General features: G+C 71.9%; 17 protein-coding genes. 1 reads left to right on the forward strand and 16 read right to left on the reverse strand.

What is annotated here, in order from left to right:
• Positions 1-14: 14 nt before the first annotated feature.
• From OP498_RS11175 to OP498_RS11225, 11 genes are all read right to left on the reverse strand, one after another.
• Positions 15-1,400: an ATP-binding protein gene (locus OP498_RS11175; RefSeq protein WP_348533484.1), complete on the reverse strand. Its 1,386-nt coding sequence runs from the start codon at positions 1,398-1,400 to the stop codon at positions 15-17.
• Positions 1,400-2,080, reverse strand: coding sequence for a response regulator transcription factor (locus OP498_RS11180; protein ID WP_280547000.1), 681 nt, complete (start codon positions 2,078-2,080; stop codon positions 1,400-1,402). Before OP498_RS11180 ends, OP498_RS11175 begins: the two co-directional genes overlap by 1 nt.
• 118 nt (positions 2,081-2,198) lie before the next feature.
• Positions 2,199-3,071, reverse strand: coding sequence for an SDR family oxidoreductase (locus tag OP498_RS11185; RefSeq protein ID WP_280553554.1), 873 nt, complete (start codon positions 3,069-3,071; stop codon positions 2,199-2,201).
• The gene (locus OP498_RS11190; protein ID WP_280547003.1) at positions 3,058-3,750 is read right to left on the reverse strand and encodes an iron-containing redox enzyme family protein; all 693 of its coding nucleotides are present in this window, start codon (positions 3,748-3,750) and stop codon (positions 3,058-3,060) included. The genes OP498_RS11185 and OP498_RS11190 overlap by 14 nt, the downstream gene beginning before the upstream one ends.
• A 3-nt stretch (positions 3,751-3,753) precedes the next feature.
• Complete coding sequence (locus tag OP498_RS11195) at positions 3,754-5,223, reverse strand: AMP-binding protein (RefSeq protein WP_280553555.1); 1,470 nt, start codon at positions 5,221-5,223, stop codon at positions 3,754-3,756.
• Positions 5,207-5,896, reverse strand: coding sequence for a thermostable hemolysin (locus OP498_RS11200; RefSeq protein ID WP_280547005.1), 690 nt, complete (start codon positions 5,894-5,896; stop codon positions 5,207-5,209). The genes OP498_RS11195 and OP498_RS11200 overlap by 17 nt, the downstream gene beginning before the upstream one ends.
• A gap of 89 nt (positions 5,897-5,985) precedes the next feature.
• Positions 5,986-6,285 carry a hypothetical protein gene (locus tag OP498_RS11205; protein WP_280553557.1) on the reverse strand — a complete coding sequence of 100 codons (300 nt, stop codon included), beginning with the start codon at positions 6,283-6,285 and terminating at the stop codon, positions 5,986-5,988.
• 60 nt (positions 6,286-6,345) lie between these two features.
• Complete coding sequence (locus OP498_RS11210; RefSeq protein ID WP_280547008.1) at positions 6,346-7,116, reverse strand: ABC transporter ATP-binding protein; 771 nt, start codon at positions 7,114-7,116, stop codon at positions 6,346-6,348.
• Positions 7,113-7,877, reverse strand: coding sequence for an ABC transporter permease subunit (locus tag OP498_RS11215; RefSeq protein ID WP_280553558.1), 765 nt, complete (start codon positions 7,875-7,877; stop codon positions 7,113-7,115). The genes OP498_RS11210 and OP498_RS11215 overlap by 4 nt, the downstream gene beginning before the upstream one ends.
• Positions 7,874-8,905, reverse strand: a complete 1,032-nt coding sequence (locus OP498_RS11220) for an ABC transporter substrate-binding protein (RefSeq protein WP_280553560.1) — start codon at positions 8,903-8,905, stop codon at positions 7,874-7,876. The genes OP498_RS11215 and OP498_RS11220 overlap by 4 nt, the downstream gene beginning before the upstream one ends.
• A gap of 160 nt (positions 8,906-9,065) precedes the next feature.
• The gene (locus tag OP498_RS11225) at positions 9,066-9,410 is read right to left on the reverse strand and encodes a hypothetical protein (protein WP_280547013.1); all 345 of its coding nucleotides are present in this window, start codon (positions 9,408-9,410) and stop codon (positions 9,066-9,068) included.
• Between the two features lie 242 nt (positions 9,411-9,652).
• On the opposite strand from OP498_RS11225, the gene OP498_RS11230 reads away from it, so the two are divergent.
• Entirely contained in the window at positions 9,653-10,621 is a 969-nt protein-coding gene (locus OP498_RS11230) for an ABC transporter substrate-binding protein (protein WP_280553562.1), read from the forward strand.
• An 88-nt stretch (positions 10,622-10,709) separates the two neighbouring features.
• On the opposite strand, the gene OP498_RS11235 is transcribed toward OP498_RS11230, so the two are convergent.
• The 5 genes from OP498_RS11235 to OP498_RS11255 form a co-directional block, all read right to left on the reverse strand.
• On the reverse strand, positions 10,710-11,447 hold the full coding sequence (locus OP498_RS11235; RefSeq protein ID WP_280553564.1) for a class III extradiol ring-cleavage dioxygenase: 738 nt from the start codon (positions 11,445-11,447) through the stop codon (positions 10,710-10,712).
• Positions 11,448-11,472: 25 nt separating this feature from the next.
• On the reverse strand, positions 11,473-12,636 hold the full coding sequence (locus OP498_RS11240; RefSeq protein ID WP_280553566.1) for a lipocalin-like domain-containing protein: 1,164 nt from the start codon (positions 12,634-12,636) through the stop codon (positions 11,473-11,475).
• Positions 12,633-15,164 carry an FtsX-like permease family protein gene (locus OP498_RS11245; RefSeq protein WP_280553567.1) on the reverse strand — a complete coding sequence of 844 codons (2,532 nt, stop codon included), beginning with the start codon at positions 15,162-15,164 and terminating at the stop codon, positions 12,633-12,635. Before OP498_RS11245 ends, OP498_RS11240 begins: the two co-directional genes overlap by 4 nt.
• A gap of 114 nt (positions 15,165-15,278) precedes the next feature.
• Positions 15,279-15,983 (reverse strand): TVP38/TMEM64 family protein, encoded by a 705-nt coding sequence (locus OP498_RS11250; RefSeq protein ID WP_280547019.1) that lies wholly within the window; start codon positions 15,981-15,983, stop codon positions 15,279-15,281.
• Entirely contained in the window at positions 15,980-16,663 is a 684-nt protein-coding gene (locus OP498_RS11255; protein WP_280553568.1) for an ABC transporter ATP-binding protein, read from the reverse strand. Before OP498_RS11255 ends, OP498_RS11250 begins: the two co-directional genes overlap by 4 nt.
• Between the last annotated feature and the right edge of the window lie 30 nt (positions 16,664-16,693).

Raw genomic sequence — 16,693 nt, forward strand, 5'->3', positions numbered from 1 at the left:
TGGCGGAATGGCGGTCACGCTGCCCGGTGCGTGCGCGGCAGCACGACCTCCACCCTGAGCCCGCCGTCCGGGGCGTCGTCGAGTCGCAGGCGGCCGGCGTGGCGCTGCAGCAGCCGGTCGACGATGGAGAGTCCCAGGCCGGCGCCGGCGCCCGGCCCGGCCCGGTGGAAGCGCTCGAGGACCTCGAGGCGCTGGTCAGGCGGGATGCCGGTCCCCTGATCGTCGATCGTCAGCGACAGGGCGTGGTCGCCGGCCGCCAGCCCCACCGTGACGGTGCCCCCCTGGGGGGAGTGCTGCAGAGCATTGCCGGCCAGGTTCTGGATCAGCGTATCGATGGCCCCGGGCTCGACCGACAGCCTCCAGTCGGTGGCCTCGTCGGCCTCCAGCTGTAACTCGATGCCGCGCTCGGCGGCCAGTGGCGAGAGCTTGGCCAGCGCCTCGCGCACCTCGACCAGCAGGTCGGCGGGCTTGCCGGCCAGCGGCGACTCCTCCTCCGGGTCCAGGCGGGCCAGGGCGAGCAGCTGGGTGACCAGGCGAGTGCTCCGGGCCACGCCATCGCGCAGCTTGCCCAGCGCCTCGCGGCGATCCGCCGGGTCCTCGGCGGCCAGGGCGTTCTGGGCGTGCAGGTCGAGCACCGCCAGCGGCGTGCGCAGCTCGTGGGCGGCGTCGGCGATGAAGCGCTTCTCGCGCACCCGCAGCGCGCGGATGCGCTCGAGCAGGCGGTTCAGGGCGCCGGCGATGGTCTCCAGCTCCCGCGGCAGCGGGTGGAGGATCAAGGGCTGCAGGGTGTGGGGATCGCGACGGCGGATCTGTTCGGCCATCCGCGACAGCGGCCGCAGCCCCCAGCCGGTCGCCCACCACAGCAGGAAGGCCAGCACCGGCAGCCCCAGCAGGTCTGGCATCAGGGTGCGCAGGGCGATCAGTGTCACCAGCTCGCCGCGCACATCGCCGCGCTCCCCCACCACCACGCGCAGCGGGGATCGAGGCGTGCTCAGCGCATAGACCCGCCAGGTGCGGCCGGCCAGCCGAGTGTCCTCGTAACCCTCGCTCAGTGCTGTGAGTGGTGCCGGCGGGGCGCTGTCCGAGCGCAGCAGCAACTGGTCGCCTTCCCACAGCTGGAAGGCCAGCTTGCTCTCGTAGCGGTGGCCGGCGATCTGCTGGTCGGCCTGTTCCACGCGCTGCAGGGAGGCTTTCAGGCTTTCCAGCAGGGCCTCGCGCTGCTCGCTCGCCAGCGGAGCGCGCATCAGGCCCTCGAGCAGGCGGGCATTCTGGGCCAGCTTGGCATCGAACAGCTCCTCCACCTCGTGGGCGGCATCGCGGTAGCTGGTCAGGCCGATGACCAGCATGCTCAGGCCGAAGACCAGCAGCACCACGCCGAGGGTGCGGCGACGGATCGACATCAGCCCGTCCTGTCCGGCGCGGGGCTGTCGAGCACATAGCCGATGCCGCGCAGGGTACGAATCAGCTCGGGGAAGAACTTGCGCCGCAGGTGGTGCACATGCACCTCGATGGCGTTGCTCTCCACCTCTTCTTCCCAGCCATAGACCAGCCGGGTCAGGGTGTCGCGAGTGAATACCCGGCCGGGGTGGGCGAGGAACTCCTGGAGCAGGGTGAACTCGCGCCGCGACAGCGACACCGGCTCGCCGTGGTAGCTGACGCTGTGGGTGGCGGGATCGAGGCGGATGCCGCGGGCCTCCAGCACGCTGCTGGCCTGCCGCTGGCTGCGGCGCAGCAGGGCCCGCAGGCGGGCCTTCAGCTCCGCGACCTGGAAGGGCTTGACCAGGTAGTCGTCAGCACCGGCATCCAGGCCGGCGATGCGGTCGTCGATGCCGTCCCGGGCGGTCAGCACCAGCACCGGCACGCGGTTGCCCCGGCGGCGTGTCGCCTCCAGCACCTGCATGCCGTCGAGCCCGGGAAGGCCCAGATCGAGGATCACCGCATCGAAGGGCTCGTTGCTCTCGAGGGCAGCCAAGGCCTGCCGGCCATCGGTCAACAGGTCCACGGTGTAGTGTTCCGGCTTGAGCGCCAGGCGGATGCCCGCCGCCAGGCTGGGGTCGTCCTCTACCAGCAGGATGCGCATGGGGTGGGGGTCACTCCTCCAAGGGGCCGATAGTGGCCCCGTTCATGCCGATGGTCGCCTCACCCGCAGAGCCTGTCGAGCCCCACGAGGCGAGCGCGCCTGCTGCGGCCGTGGCCGATCATGGCAGATGTCGCGTCTCGCTTGCGTCGGGGCCAGTCTCGCCTGCCGGGGCAAGGAAGCGGCGGATCACCGGCAGCTGGCGCAGCAGGGCCTGGTCGACCAGGCGCGGCAGCAGGCTGTTGAGGCGGGTGAAGAGCTGCTCGGGGCCACCCAGCTGGGTTTCCTCGCGGCCATGCTCGATGGCGCGGCGTACCGCCGAGGCGACCCGCGCCGGGGTGTCCATGGCGTTGCCGAGCGCCTGGTTCATCGCCTCCACCTCGGGTGCGTTCATGGCGGTACGGGTGGCCCGGGGGGAGACATGCAGCACCCGCACGCGGGTATCGGCGAGCTCCCGGCGCAGGGCCTGGCTGAAGCCGCGCAGGGCGAACTTGGTAGCGCAGTATCCGACCTGCCCAGGGTAGCCGATGGTGCCGAAGGTCGAGCCCAGGTTGACCACCCAGCCGTGCTCGGCGGCGAGCAGCTGCGGCAGCAGCGCCCGGGTCAGCTGCAGGGTGGCAGTGAGGTTGAGGGTGACCAGCGCCTCGATCTCCTCGTCGCTGCAGGACTCGAACAGCCCCACGCGGTTCACCCCGGCGGCGTTGACCAGCATGTTGCAACCGGCCTCGCGGCTTGCCATCACCAGCCGGTTACGGTCCTCGGCGCGGGTCAGGTCGGCGGTCATGGCCGTCACCTGGCCCGGATGGCGCGCGACCAGGGCCTCGAGGGCCTCGTCGCGGCGCCCGGTGATCAGCAGCCGTGCCCCGGCGGCGGTGAGCTCGTCGACCAGCGCCTGGCCGATGCCGCCGCTGGCGCCGGTGATCAGGATCCGCTGGGCGGGCCAGCCCCCCTCGGGCAGGCTGACGCGGCGAAACACCCTGTCAGACCAGCGCATCGGAGAGCTCCCGAGTGGCGCTGCCACCGTCGCAGCGGGCCACGATGCTGCGGAACATGGCGCCATAGAGCCGATAGACCATCCGTGCGGTGTCGATCACCGCCGCCAGGTCGTCGCCCTCCAGGCGGTTCACCAGCCCCTCGAAGAAGGCCAGGTGGCCGATGTCCAGGCTGCCGTGGGAAGTCAGGTAGCGTACCGCGTCGTCCGGCAGCCCGAGGCTCGCCTGGAGTCCCTCGGCGGCCTGGGTGGCCAGCGCCGTGCTGGTGCCCTCGAGCACCTGCACCATGCCGAAGAAACCCACCGGGTTGCCGTGTTCGATCACGTCGCGGACATGCGAGACCATCAGCCGCGTGGCGGGGTCGGGCTCGGCGGCGGCCGCCGCTTCGGGATCGCCACCGGTGGCGCGGATGTCATCGAGGATCCATTGCTCGTGGCCATGCTCCTCCTCGATGTACTCCACCAGGGCGCTGCGCAGCCAGCCGAGGCGGTCGGGCAGGCGCGCCCCGCAGGCCATCATCAGTGGCACCGTGAAGCGCACATGGTGGTAGGCCTGGCCGAGGAAGGCCAGGTACTCGTCGCGGCTCACCTCGCCGCTCAGGGCGCGGGTCAGCATCGGCGCGGCCAGCAGCCAGTCGCGCTCGGCGTGGGTGGCGGCCTGGAGTTGCTGATAGGGGGTCATGGGTCACTCCTCCGTGGGAAGGGGGTTGTCGGTGGCGGCAGTGGGCGGCGCCAGCAACCAGTCGCGGTAGCGTTCATGGATGGCGTCGCGGCGCAGGCGGCCGTTGCCCGTCAGCTGCTGGTTCTGCAGGGTGAAGGGCGTGGCGCGGCGCCACGCCTGCACCCGGGCATAGTCGGGAAGGCCGGCATTGGCGGCGGCGATCGCCGTGGCCAACCGGGCATCGTCGAGCCCAGGTGCGGCGGGCACGACCAGCGCCCGATTAGCGGGCAGGGCCTCGCCGAAGACCAGCGCCTGGGCGATGGCGTCCTGGGCGCAGAGTTCGCCCTCGACCCACTGGGGGTCGACGTTGCGGCCGTAGGCGGTGATGAAGACCTCCCGGCGGCGGCCGTCGAGCGCCAGGGCCTCGCCCTGCCAGTGGCCCAGGTCGCCGCTTTGGTGCCAGTCGCCGGCGGCCGGCTCGCCCAGGTAGCCGAGCATGGTGGCCCCTCGGACCTGCACCTCGCCGCTATCGTCGAGGCGTACCTCGGCATGGGGCAGCGGTCGGCCCACGCCACGGGTGGCCTCGCCGGGACGGTTGAGGCAGACCACCGAGGCGCATTCCGAGAGCCCATAGCCCTCGAAGACCGGCCAGCCGCCGGCCTGCGCCTTGGCGAGCAGCGCCGCCGCCACCCGGGCGCCGCCCAAGGCGACGAAGCGCAGGCTGTCCGGGGCCTCGGGGCTGGCCGCCACCAGGGCCTGGAGCAGCTGGGGCACCAGGATCAGGCTGTGGGGGCGGAAGGCCTCGATGGCCGCCAGGGCCCGGCGGGGATCGAAGCCACTGGCGCCCTGCCAGCCCAGTTCGGCGACCGGGGGCAGGCAGGCGGTGGCGCCCAGCCACAGCGGGACGTAGAGGCCGCCGATGTTCTCGAGCAGGGTCGCCAGCGGCAGCATCGCCAGGTGGCGTTCGATACCGAGCGGTTCGACCACGGCGGCGAGGCTCTCGGCCACCGTCAGCGGGGCGCGGCCGTCGAGGCAGACGCCCTTGGGGGTGCCGCTGGTCCCGGAGGTGAAGGTGATGCGGGTGGTCCCGGCATGCAGGGCCGGGGGCGATGCCACCCGCCGGGTGGCGATGGCCGGGTCCGGCGTGGCACAGAAGCCGAGCGCCTCGCCGCCAGGGCCGAGCCAGGCGTCCAGGCCGGCGCTCGCCACCAGGTGACGACGCTGGGCGTCGCTGAAGAAGGCGGGCACCGGCACCGCGACCCGCGCGTCCCGCAGCAGGGCCAGGTCCCACAGCGCCCACTCCAGGCCGTTGTCCAGCGCCAGCGCCACCCGGCGGGCGCCGCTTTGGGCGAGGCGTCGACAGCGGTCATCCAGGGCGGCGGCCAGCTCGCCGTAGCTCAGCCGGCGGTGGCCGTCGTCCAGGGCCGGTCGCTCGGGGCGCTCGGCGGCGTGGCGGGCCAGCCGTGCGAGGAAAGCCTCAGCGCAGCGGGACATGGCCGGCCTCCTGTGTGCGCCTCGGGTCAAGCAGGCGGCGCTCGGTGAGTACGCCGTGGGCCAGGCGCAGGTCGCCGGCCATGACCCGGGGATGGTGCTCGTAGTAGCGGCCCCAGCATGCCTGCTCCTCGCCCAGCCGCGCCGGGTCGGCGAGCTGGAGGGGATGCAGCTCGATGCCCAGCCGCTGGATGCCGTTGGCCACCGTCGGGGTCGCGGTGAACATCACCCAGTCGAGCCCCTCGGCGACCAGTTGGTCGATCAGCTGCACGAAGAGGCGACGCTGCAGGCCGCGGCGCAGGCTCGCCAGGTTGCCGATCTCGGCGATCGCCTCGCGGGCTACCGGACGGCCGAGGCGCCGCGAGAGGAAATGCTCGGCGGAACTGTCCAGGTAATGCTCCTGGAAAAGCGACCCCTCGCTGGCCAGGCCCACGCCGATCGCCGCCAACGGGATCCGCCCCTGCCAGAGCCCAAAGAGGCGCGGCAGGAAGTGGGTGATGCGGGCGCCATGTTCGATGGCGAAGCAGCGGCGCACCAGGCGTTCCAGGCGGCGGCGTTCATGCCACCCGCCGCCCTCCCGCCACTCGAGCGGGGGCGCGCCGGCCATGACGGCCGGCAGGGCCGCCGGGGGCGGTCGACAGGGGGCGGGGGAGTGAACGGGATCGGGGGGTGGCATCGGGGCGTCTCCATGACGTTTCCCCGATACTCTGGCCCCGGCAACTTAACGCCTGCTTAAGGGAACGGCAGACTCCTCGGCCCCGCCGCTCAGGCGCGGATATAGGCCCAGCCCTCGGCTTGCCGCTCGGCCAGGGTGACAACCGCCGCTTCGACCTCCGCGAGGCCTGCGCTGTTGTCGAGCCCCTGAGCGGCCAGGGAGTTGCGGCACAGCCGCAGCAGGGGGTCGGTCTCGTCGGGGGTCGCCAGGGCCGCGGCCACCGCCCCCGCGTTGGCCAGGATCAGCACCTCGGCATCGGGACGGGCCTTGCCCAGGTTGCGGGCGTTGCGCCGAGCCCGGGCGAGGGCCTCGGCGGTGGGGGCATGCAGCAGGACGCGCAGCGCGGCCATGGGGCCTCCTGGTTTTCGGGGGGTGAGGGCGGCGGATGTCGGGAGTGAGGGGGCGGGACGTCAGTGGGCGCCCCCGATATGGCGCTCGACGGCTTGCAGGCAGTCGGCGAAGCCCGGGTGATCGCGGCGGTCGTCCAGCGGCAACGGGATATCGAGGGTTTCTACCACGCCTGCCGGCTGGGCCGCTGCCTGGCCACCCAGCACCATCACCCGGTCGGCGAGCAGCACGGCCTCCTCGATGTCGTGGGTGACGAAGACGATGGCGGCCTCGGTTCGGCGGCGCAGGTCGACCAGCTCCTGCTGGAGGCGGCGCCGGGTGATGGCGTCCAGCGCCGAGAAGGGTTCGTCCATGAATAGCACCCGCGGGCGCACGGCCAGGGCCCGGGCGATGCCCACCCGCTGCTGCTGGCCGCCCGACAGGGTATGCGGCCAGCGCTCGGCGAGCTCCTCCAGCCCCACCAGCGCCAGGGGCTCCAGCGCCCGCCGGCGTCGCTCGGCCCGGGAGAGGGCCAGCCCCTCCAGGCCCAGTTCCACGTTGGCGCGCACGCGACGCCAGGGGAAGAGCCGCGGTGACTGGAAGACCATCGACCAGGCCCGGGTGTCGCGGGCCCGGCCCTCGGGAATCTCGACCGTGCCTCCTTGGGGGGCGAGCAGGCCGGCCAGGGCGCGCAGCAGGGTCGACTTGCCGACCCCCGAGGCGCCCACCACGGCGACGAACTCCCGGGGATGCAGGTCCAGGTCGACGCCGGCGAGCACCGAGGTGGCGTCGAAGCCCAGCCGGAGGCCTCGCGCGCGAAGCACCGGGGGCAGGGTCGTCTGGGAAGCGGTCATGGCTGCCACCTGAGCAACCGGCGCTGCAGCGTCATGAACAGGAAGTCGAAGGCCGCATAGAGCCCGGCGATGGTCAGCATGTAGACCACCACGATGTCGGTGGCGAGCAGGCTGGAGGCCTCCATCATGCGCTGGCCGATGCCCGGAATGCCGAACAGCTCGGCGGCCACCACCGTCATCCAGCCCTGGCCCAGGCCGGCACGCAGCCCGCCCAGGATACCCGGGGCCGCTGCCGGCAGGCTGACCTTGGTCAGCCGCGCCAGGAAGCCGCCCTGGCCGAAGGCCCGGGCGACCTCGTCATAGCCCGGGTCCACCGAGCGCACCGCGCTGACGCTGGCGAAGTAGTTGATCCAGAACACGCCGATGCTGATTATGAACGCCGCCGCCGAGGGGTTGATGCCGAACCAGATGATGGCGAAGGGGATCCAGGCCAGCGGCGGAATGGGGCGCAGCAGCCGGGCCAGCCAGGCGTGCAGGGCATCGAACACGGGCAGCATCGCCGCCGACACGCCCACGGTGATGCCCAGCAGCGAGCCCAGCAGCAGGCCCACGCTGTAGTGGGCGAGGCTCGCCGTCACCACCTCGAGCCAGATGCCGTCGGCGATCTCGGCGGCCAGGACGCCGGGAATCGTCGAGGGCAGCGGCACCAGGCTGCCGGGCAGCAGGCCGCTGCGCAGGGCCAGTTCCCAGAGCAGCAGGAAGGCGGCCAGGCCCAGGGCGCCGAGCAGGCTGCGGCGATAGCGCGACAGGACCGGTGTCATGATCCCGCGAGCTCCTCGGCCACCGCATCGTAGAGGTCGGTGTCGAACAGCGCATCCAGGTCGACGCGTTTCCTGAGCGTGCCCTGGGCGACCTGGAAGTCATGCATGGTGCGGGTGGCCTCGCGGATGGCATGGGGGTCGGCGAGGTAGTTCGAGGAGGGCGAGCGCAGGGCGGCCTCCACGGTATCGAGCCCGATCAGTCGCTTGCCGACGAACTCCCGCACGTGGGGTGCAGCGCGCTCGGGCTCCTCGCGCAGTACCTCGGTGGCGCGCAGATGCAGGGCCATCAGCTTACGCATGGCCTCGGGGTGCGCCTCCAGCACTTTCTCACGGGCCGCCAGCACGGCGCCGGGCTGGCCGGGCAGCATCTCGTCGGCGCGGGCCACGACCCGGGCGCTGTCGTCGCGCTCCTGCACGGTGGTGAGGATCGGCTCGAGGATCGAGGCGCCATCCACCGCCCCGGCCAGCAGCGCCTGCTGGACCCGGTCGGCACCCATGGCGACGATCTCCACGGCCTCCTCGCCCACGCCCAGTTGCTCGACCAGCCAGTAGCGCAGCACGGTGTCGGGCACCGAGCCGCGGGGGAAGGTGGCGATCTTCGGCTTGCGGCCCTGCGCCTCGGTGAAGCGGGCGATGGCCTCGGCGGGATCTTCGACGCGGGCGAAGGTGTCCGCCAGCTCGCCGCGGGCGACTAGGCCGATCTGCTCGCGGATGCTGGCCGCCAGCACCTTGATCGGCACGCCATTGGCGCGAGCCACCATGGCCGGGCCGATGCCGAAGTACATGACGTCGAGCTCGCCGGAGGCCAGGGCCTGGACCATGGCCGGGCCGCTGGAGAAGCGGGTCAGCTCGAGCTCGAGGCCGGCCTCGGTGGTCCAGCCCTCACCTTGCATGACGAAAAGCTGGGCGACCGGCAGGATCGGCATGTAGCCCACCTCGAGGCGGGTGATGGTGTCGGCGGCCTGGGCCGGGCCGGTGGTGATCAGCAGGGCCAACAGTGGGGCCAGCAGGCGGGGGACGCGGGACATGGGCACTCTCCGGGCGTGAATCATGACCCTTCATCCTAGCGCTTGGGGCTCTTATGTCTGAAATATTTATATAAAAGGATTTTTTATACACATATGTTATTTGATGCGGTGCCCCCTGCCCCTCTCTGGCGTGGCGTCAGGGGGCGGGCGCGGCAGCACCTCAGCGAAAGGCGATCCGCGTGCCGCTGGCGAGCAGCTCGTCCGGCGAGAGGGCGTGGCCCGGCACCCCGATCATCTCGTCACCGCACTGGTCGCCCCAGGTCAGTACGCCATGGGTCAGGCCGATGCCGCCGAGCAGGTCGCGGATCTCGCCGGTGCCGAGGAAGGTGCGGGTCCTGCCCTGGTTGTCGGAGAGCTCCGAGACGTCGTTGGCGTGGTGGAAGCGCACCGTGTAGATGCCATCCATCGATTCGACCTCGACGATCGGCGTGAGGCCATGGGCGACGGCATTGGCGATCTGCTTCAGGGAAACATGGTCACCCAATTGATAGGCCGGGATGGACATGGGGCTACCTCGTGTGGGTTCATGGGTGTACAACGAGTGTAGAAGGCGTTTCGGCCATATCAAGCGCGTCGCACGCTGGTGGCGGCCGATGGCGTGGCGGCGAACGCAATGTATGTATATGCCTTATAAAGGAAGTGGCGGCCTGAGGCAGGCGCACGCCGTCCCGGTCTTTGCCTTTCACGGCTCCCGGGGATAAGGTCACGGCCATGTTTGTTCATGGCATGACCTGCCAAGGAGACCCGATGAAAGCACTCGATCGCCCCGTGACCCTTGCCCTGGCCGGTGCCCTGCTGGCCGTGCCGCTGGCCTGGAGCTCCGCTGCCCTGGCCGAGGAGCCCGCCCAGGTGCGCTTCTCCGTGCCCGCCTGGCCCGGTGTGACCGTCAAGACCGCCCTGGCCGCCCAGCTGCTGGATGCCCTGGGCTACCAGACCCGCCAGCAGGAGCTGGGCTCCACCATTACCTACGAGGCCCTCACTCAGCGTGAACTGGATGCCTTCCTGGCCGCCTGGCTGCCCGGCCAGCAGGGCATGTACGACACCACCATGGAGAAGGGCCTCATCGTCGACCTCGGCAACAACGTCGAGGGCGCGCGGCTGGGCTTCGCGGTACCGAGCTATGTCTATGAGGTGGGCCTGACCTCCGCCGAGGATCTGGACAAGGAGGCGTTCGCCGACCGGCTCGAGCGCACCATCTACTCCATCGAGGTCGGCTCCGGCATGAGCGAGATCCTCAACGGCGCGGTGGAGGAAGACACCTATGGCCTCGGCGACTGGCACCTCTCCGAGACCTCTACGCCCGGCATGCTCAGCGCGGTGGACGCGGCGATCAACCGCGAGGAGTGGATCGTCTTCGCCGGCTGGACCCCCCACTGGATGAACATCGAATACGATGTGAAGTACCTGGAGGATCCCCAAGACATGTGGGGGCCGGAACAGGGCAGCAGCGACGTCAAGACCCTGGTGACCAGCGACTTCGCCGAGGCCGCCCCCAATGCCACCCGGCTGCTCGACCAGATCCGCTTCAGCGCCGATGACCAGAGCGCAATGATCCTCGGCTTCAGCTACGAGGAACGCGAGCCCGAGGCGGTGGCGCTGGACTGGATCCGCTCCAACCCCGGCAAGGTGCAGGCCTTCCTGGAAGGGGTCACCACGCGCGACGGCGAGCCGGGCTGGCCGGTGGTGCAGCAGGCGCTGGAGATCCCCGACGCCTGATCCTGCCGCGATGAGTGACACGACGAGGCCGCCCCATGGGGCGGCCTCGTTCATGTGCGGCGTGGCGATTCACCTGGCGCCGCGGTTCTCAAGCGAAGGCATAGAGGTCCATGGCCAGCACGCCGTGCGCCACGCTGTGGTGCAGCCGCTTGCCCGGCCCGCCGGCCCCCATGGCCACCAGCAGCGGCTGAAAGTGCTCCGCGGTGGGGTGGTTGCGCCGCGCCTGGGGGGCGCGCTGCCAGTCGAGCAGGGCCGCCCGGTCATCGGCCTCCAGGCGGGCATGGACCCAGTCGGCGAACTCGCCGACCCAGGCCGGCATCGGCGCCTCCAGGGCCTGCATTTCCGCCAGGTTGTGGGTCAGGCTGCCCGAGCCGACCACCAGGATGCCCTCTTCGCGCAGCGCGGCCAGCTTCTCGCCCAGGGCCACCAGCTCGGCGTTCGTCCACCCCACCGGCAGCGACAGCGAGACTACCGGGATCTTGGCCTCGGGGTACATCAGCGACAGCGGTACCCAGGCGCCGTGGTCCAGGCCGCGCTCGGTGGGGACGGCGTTGAGCTCACGGGCCAGGCGCATCGCCAGCCCGGGTTCGCCTGGGGCGGGGTACTGGCACTCGAAGAGCGCCCGGGGGAAGCCGCCGAAGTCGTGGATGGTCTCGGGACGCTCGCTGGTGCTGACCAGCAGCTGGCGGCTGGCCCAGTGGGCCGAGACCACCAGGATGGCCTTCGGTTGCCACTCATGGCCCAGCCGGCGCAGGAAGTCGTGGGCCGGCCCCGGGGTCAGGGCCAGCATCGGTGAACCATGGGAAATGAACAGGCTGGGAAGCATTGGGGTTCTCCGTCGTTGAGTCGTCTCAGTAGCCGGTCATCTCGAGATAGCCCCGCCCTCGCGGCGCGCCGCTGGCGTGGTCGAAGACATTCACCTCGCCCTCCCAGTAGCTCACCGTGGTGGCCATCCAGCGATCGGCGTGGGGTGCTTCGACCGTCAGGTCGAGGTCATGGTCCGGAAGCCGCAGCCGCCAGCGGGTGGGCAGCGTCCGGCCGGCCACGGTCGAGGTGGCCAGGGGGGTGAGGGCAAGGGCATCGTCTTCCAGGGGCGTTGTCTCGCCTTCGGGGGTGATCCAGCTGCCCGAGAGGTAGTCGCCGCCCTCGCCGCCGCCGCGCAGGCGGAAGGCCATCAGCCGGTGGCCATCGGCCAGGTGCAGCGAGAACCAGTCCCAGCCCGCCTGGTCGGGGCCGAGCAGCTGGCTGCTCCACTCGCGGTCGAGCCAGGCGCGGCCCGTCACCCAGCGCGGCTCGCCGTCCAGGGTGACCTCGCCGCTGACGCGATAGAAGGGCTGGCTTAAGTAGATCGAGCCCTGGCCGTCGGCGGACTTCTGGCTGAAGCCGTTCTCGCCGTGGCGTACCAGGGGCCCCTCGGCGTCCAGCGACAGCCGGTAGCCGAAGGGAGCGCCGTCATGCTCGGCCGTGGCGGCCAGTTCAAGCTGTGACAGGGCATCCAGGTCGCTGTCGTCGACGCGGCTGGTCAGCGTCCAGTCGTCGAGCCAGGCGCGGAAGGGGGCCGCGGTGACACCCGCCTGGTCGCGCACGGGATCACTTTCCCGCGAACCGCCCCGGGCGAAGCGTTCGGCCACCCGGTGGGTCTCTCCCTGGGAGACGGCCATATGGGCCATCCACAGCTGGTCGGCGGCCCAGGGGCCAGATGTCTCGGGGCGCTCGGCCGGGGGCTGCTGGGCCTGGCGGAACAGCGTCCACTGCACGCCCAGCGGTTCGCCGCTCTCGTCTTCCAGATTGGCGGTCAGGTACCACCACTCCAGGCGGTAGTCGGGGTGGGGGCCGTGGTCCTCGGGAAAGCGCAGCTGCGTGCCGGGTGAGGCCTGCCGGAAGCCGCCGGCCTCGGCGCCCAGCCCCGCGAAGCCCTGGGAGGCAGGGGGCGCCTCCCCCTCGCAGCCCGCCAGCCCTGTCGCCAGTACGGTCGCCAGCAGGGCCACTGGCAGCCAGGTCAGAGCCCGCCTCATGTCGCCTCCTCCTCGGCCAGCAGGGTGCGGGGCGGCGTGCGCCACAGGGTCAGGGCCGGCAGGGCCGCCGCCAGCAGCGCCACCCCCAGGGCGGTGGCCAGGGTCAGCCCGATCTCGCCGGGAAAGACATGCAGCGGCAGGCGCCAGCCGAAGGCGGCCACGTTGATCACCGCCACGAGACAAACGGTGATGGCGATGCCCAGCGGCACGGCGGCCAGCCCCGTGATCAGCGCCGCCCCGCCCAACTGTGCCAGCTGGATGCTGGCCAGGCGCCCGCGGGTCACGCCCAGCGCCCACAGCGGCGCCAGCCGGCGGCGGCGCTCTCGGGCTTGGGCCAGCAGGCTGGCGAGCAGGGCCAGGGCCGCCACGGCCAGGGTCAGGGCGTTGAGGGCCCGGGTGATGGCGAAGGTGCGCTCGAAGATCTCGGTGGAGAGCGCCTTGACCTCGCGCTGGTCGCGCAGCGCGTCGCGGCCCAGCGCGAAGCGGGTGGCGAGCGCCCGGGAGAGCGACTCGACCCGGCGCTCCCCCGGCGGGCCCGCATCAGTGAGCACGATGCCCAGCGACCCCGGCGCGGCGGAAAAGCGCTCCCGCAGCGCGGCGGTGGCCAGCAGCACCTCGCCGCGGGGGTTGCCGTAGTCGGGATAGATGGCAGCCACCGTCACCCGCTGGTCGCCGCCCGGCGAGCGCAACACCAGCCGCTCCCCGGGGGCGATGTCCTGGCCGAGGGCCAGCTGCTCGTTGATAAAGGCCTCGCCCGCCTCGAGGGCGGTCCAGGCCGCGTCCCGTCCGGCCCGGGTCTCGAGCAGCGGCCAGGTCGGGGTGAGCCGGGCGCCCGGGGTGATGCCGAACAGCGTCACCGGCACCGCGAGGCGCTGGCGCTCGCCTCCGGCCTGCACCGCGAGCAGGGTCGACTCGGCGTCGGCGGTGGGCAGCAGTTCGGCGACCTCGTCGCGCGCGTCCAGCCAGGTCTGTACCGCGTCGAACTGCCCGGCCGGCGGGCGCAGGTAGAGGTCGGCGGTCAGCCGCTGGTCGAGCCAGTCGAGGAAGGTGAGGCGAAAGCCGCCGACCATGCTGCCCACCCCCAGGTTGGCGGAGAGCGCGATCAGCAGCGCCATCAGGGCAAGCGAGAGACGCGGCAGCTGGAGCTGCAGGTCGGCCAGCGCCCACTGGGTCAAGGGGTGTGACCGGGCGAGCCGGCCCAGGCCGGAAAGCCCGGCCGCCAGCAGCGGCGACAGCCAGAGGGCGCAGGCCAGCATCATCGCTCCCACCAGCACGAAGCCGGCGACCAGCCCCTCGCCGGCGGGCTGCGTGGCCAGCCAGGCCCACACCGCCAGCGCCAGCAGGGCGGCCAGGGTGCTGGCGATGGCCTGGCCACGCAGCTGGCGCTGGAAGCCCGCGCGCCACGCCTGGGCCTGGCCGAGCCCCAGCACGCCGAGCCGCGCGGCTCGCCAAAGGATACCGCTGCCGGCAACGAAGAGCCCGCCCAGGGTCACCCCGAGCCCGCCCAGCCAGTAGTGCCAGGGCAGGCGCAGCTGTGTGCCCACCGCGGCGCCGTAGAGGCTCTGCAGGGTGGCCGCCACGTCCGGCAGCAGGGCACTGGCCAGCCAGGCGCCGCTAGCGATGCCCGCCAGGGCGCCGATAAGGCCCAGCAGGGCCAGCTCGAGGGCCAGCAGGGTGACCAGGGTGCGGCCCGGCACGCCCAGGGCGCGCAGGGTGCGCAGCAGCCCCAGGCGCTGTTCCAGCGCCAGCCCCAGCGCCGCCTGGACGATGAACAGCCCGACGATCAGCGCCAGCAGCGCCATGGCGGTGAGGTTGAGGTGGAAGCTCGCGGTGAGCTCGCCGGGGTCGACCAGGGTGGCGGCGCGGCCGAGCCGGTAGCCCTCCGGGGCCGAGTCCAGCGCGCCGGCCGCGGTCACCAGCCGGCTGAGCGCGGTGCCCCGTTCCAGCAGCCGGGCCGCGACGGCGATGTCCACCACCAGGGTGTCCGGCGGCAGGGCCGGGGCGAGGACCAGCGGCGGCAGCCGTTGGCCATCGGCCAGCGATGGCTCGGCGCCCGGGGCCGCCTGCCGCTCGAGCCCCAGTCGCGGGGCGGTATCCGGGGCCAGCCGGGTCTGCCAGGGCGGCGTGAAGAAGGCCGTCAGCTCGCCCGGGTTTGAGGTGGATGGGCTGCCCGCCGTGGCGAAGGCGCTGTCGCCGGGCAGGGTCAGCGGGTCGATGCCGATCACCGTCAGCCGCTCGCCCCGCGCGGTGATCACCGTGCCCTCCAGCAGCGGCGAGACGGACAGGCCCTGGCGGCGCAGGGTCACGAAGTCCGCTCGGTCGAGGGGCTCGCCGTCGCGGCGCTCCAGACGGTCCAGGCCAGTGGTGAAGAGCGCCTCGGCCCGGGCGTAGCTGTCGCGGGCCGAGGCGTTGATCGCCTGCACGCCGCTCCACAGCGCGCCGGCCACCCACAGGCCCAGCAGCAGCATGGCGAGCTGGCTGGGGTGACGGCGATAGTGGGAGAGCAGGGTCAGCAGGGCAGTGAGCATGGGGGCACGTGGCTGGCGAGCGAGCGGGGCGGTATGCCCCCTCGTGTCGGTATCGTCTCATAGAAGCGACAGGGCAGGGGAGTGGCCGGTGCCCGCCGAGGCACCGAGCCCCGGCTACTCTCCAGGCGGCTCGTCGTCGAGATGCAGCCAGCGGGCCAGCCGGGAGTGGCGGCGTCGATGCAGGTACCAGGGCAGCAGGGTCATTACGCTGAGGATAACGACGGCGGCCGTGATCGAGAGCAGCGGGTTCAGCTCGAAGGCGCGCCCGAGGCTGGCGAACACCAGGGTCATGGGCAGCATGCCTATCACCGTACCCAGCGCGAAGCGTACCGTGGTGATGGCGGTGACCCCGGCGGCGTAGCTGACCAGCGCAAACGAGAAGATGGGTACCAGGCGCGTGACCAGCACGGTCAGGAACAGCAGGCGCTGCGAGCCCTGGGTACCGAACAGCGGATTGGCCGGCAGCCGGGTACGCAGAGCATCCCGCCCCAGCAGACGGGCCAGGGTGAAGGCGATCATGGCCCCGGTCATGGCACCGATGATCGACAGCAGCACCCCCGGGAGCAGGCCGAAGGCCAGCCCGGCGGCCGCGGTGACCGGCAGGGTGGGAATCGGGCCCACCACCACCGCCAGCATCATCAACAGCAAGAGCAGTAGGGGCCCCATGTTGCCCTGGCTGTTGAACCATTCGGCGATGCCGGAGGGGGAGAAGCTCATGGGCAGGCCCAGCGCCTGGAGCAGCCACCAGATGCCGGCCATGATGGCCGTCACGGTGACGAGGAGCCCGGCCCTGAAGGCCCATACGGCGTGGGTGGTCACGATGTCGGTATCCTGGCCGCGCTGAATTGGCCGAGATGGCCATGGGTGAGGTGCAGGCCGCGGTCCAGGGGGGTGGCTACCCGGGGGCTGTGGGTGACCATCAGCAGCGCGCAGCCTGTGTCGCGTACCAGGGCCAGCAGCAGGTCCAGCACCTCGTCGGCGGTGCCCTCGTCCAGGTTGCCGGTGGGCTCGTCGGCGAGCAGCAGGGCCGGGCGCGGTGCCAGGGCGCGGCCGATGGCCAGGCGCTGCTGCTGGCCGCCGGAGAGCTGTTCCGGGTAGCGCTTCGTCAGCCCGGCCAGGCCCAGCCGCTCGACCAGCTCGGCCGTCCAGTCGGCCTGCTCGCGGCCGGCGAGGCGCGCCTGCAGGCGCAGGTTGTCGAGCACGGTCAGGCTCGGCACCAGGTGGAACTGCTGGAACACCAGGCCCAGGGTCTCGCGACGCAGCCGTGCCCGGCCCACCTCGCCGAGCGTCGAGATGGCGCGGCCGGAAACCCTGACCTCGCCGCGGTCGGGCAGGTCGAGGCCCGCGGCCAGGTGGAGCAGGGTCGACTTGCCGCTGCCCGACTCGCCCATCAGCGCCAGACTCTCGCCGACGGCCAGGCTCAGGTCGACCCCGGCCAGCACCTCGAGGGGCCCCTGGGGGGTGGCATAGGCCTTGTGGACCTGGCGGAACTCGAGCATGGCGGCTTCCCTGGCGTTCGATGGCCCGGT

It is taken from the genome of Halomonas sp. 25-S5 (genome assembly GCF_029889845.1).
Classification (GTDB): Bacteria; Pseudomonadota; Gammaproteobacteria; order Pseudomonadales; family Halomonadaceae; genus Halomonas.

Coding starts and splice junctions, on each gene's coding strand:
- OP498_RS11210 (WP_280547008.1), bottom strand. CDS start 7,116: ATGACCGCTTCCCAGACGACCCTGCCCCCGGTGCTTCGCGCGCGAGGC.
- OP498_RS11215 (WP_280553558.1), bottom strand. CDS start 7,877: ATGACACCGGTCCTGTCGCGCTATCGCCGCAGCCTGCTCGGCGCCCTG.
- OP498_RS11255 (WP_280553568.1), bottom strand. CDS start 16,663: ATGCTCGAGTTCCGCCAGGTCCACAAGGCCTATGCCACCCCCCAGGGG.
- OP498_RS11225 (WP_280547013.1), bottom strand. CDS start 9,410: ATGTCCATCCCGGCCTATCAATTGGGTGACCATGTTTCCCTGAAGCAG.
- OP498_RS11190 (WP_280547003.1), bottom strand. CDS start 3,750: ATGACCCCCTATCAGCAACTCCAGGCCGCCACCCACGCCGAGCGCGAC.
- OP498_RS11235 (WP_280553564.1), bottom strand. CDS start 11,447: ATGCTTCCCAGCCTGTTCATTTCCCATGGTTCACCGATGCTGGCCCTG.
- OP498_RS11205 (WP_280553557.1), bottom strand. CDS start 6,285: ATGGCCGCGCTGCGCGTCCTGCTGCATGCCCCCACCGCCGAGGCCCTC.
- OP498_RS11180 (WP_280547000.1), bottom strand. CDS start 2,080: ATGCGCATCCTGCTGGTAGAGGACGACCCCAGCCTGGCGGCGGGCATC.
- OP498_RS11195 (WP_280553555.1), bottom strand. CDS start 5,223: ATGTCCCGCTGCGCTGAGGCTTTCCTCGCACGGCTGGCCCGCCACGCC.
- OP498_RS11240 (WP_280553566.1), bottom strand. CDS start 12,636: ATGAGGCGGGCTCTGACCTGGCTGCCAGTGGCCCTGCTGGCGACCGTA.
- OP498_RS11220 (WP_280553560.1), bottom strand. CDS start 8,905: ATGTCCCGCGTCCCCCGCCTGCTGGCCCCACTGTTGGCCCTGCTGATC.
- OP498_RS11185 (WP_280553554.1), bottom strand. CDS start 3,071: ATGCGCTGGTCTGACAGGGTGTTTCGCCGCGTCAGCCTGCCCGAGGGG.
- OP498_RS11200 (WP_280547005.1), bottom strand. CDS start 5,896: ATGCCACCCCCCGATCCCGTTCACTCCCCCGCCCCCTGTCGACCGCCC.
- OP498_RS11245 (WP_280553567.1), bottom strand. CDS start 15,164: ATGCTCACTGCCCTGCTGACCCTGCTCTCCCACTATCGCCGTCACCCC.
- OP498_RS11175 (WP_348533484.1), bottom strand. CDS start 1,400: ATGTCGATCCGTCGCCGCACCCTCGGCGTGGTGCTGCTGGTCTTCGGC.
- OP498_RS11230 (WP_280553562.1), top strand. CDS start 9,653: ATGAAAGCACTCGATCGCCCCGTGACCCTTGCCCTGGCCGGTGCCCTG.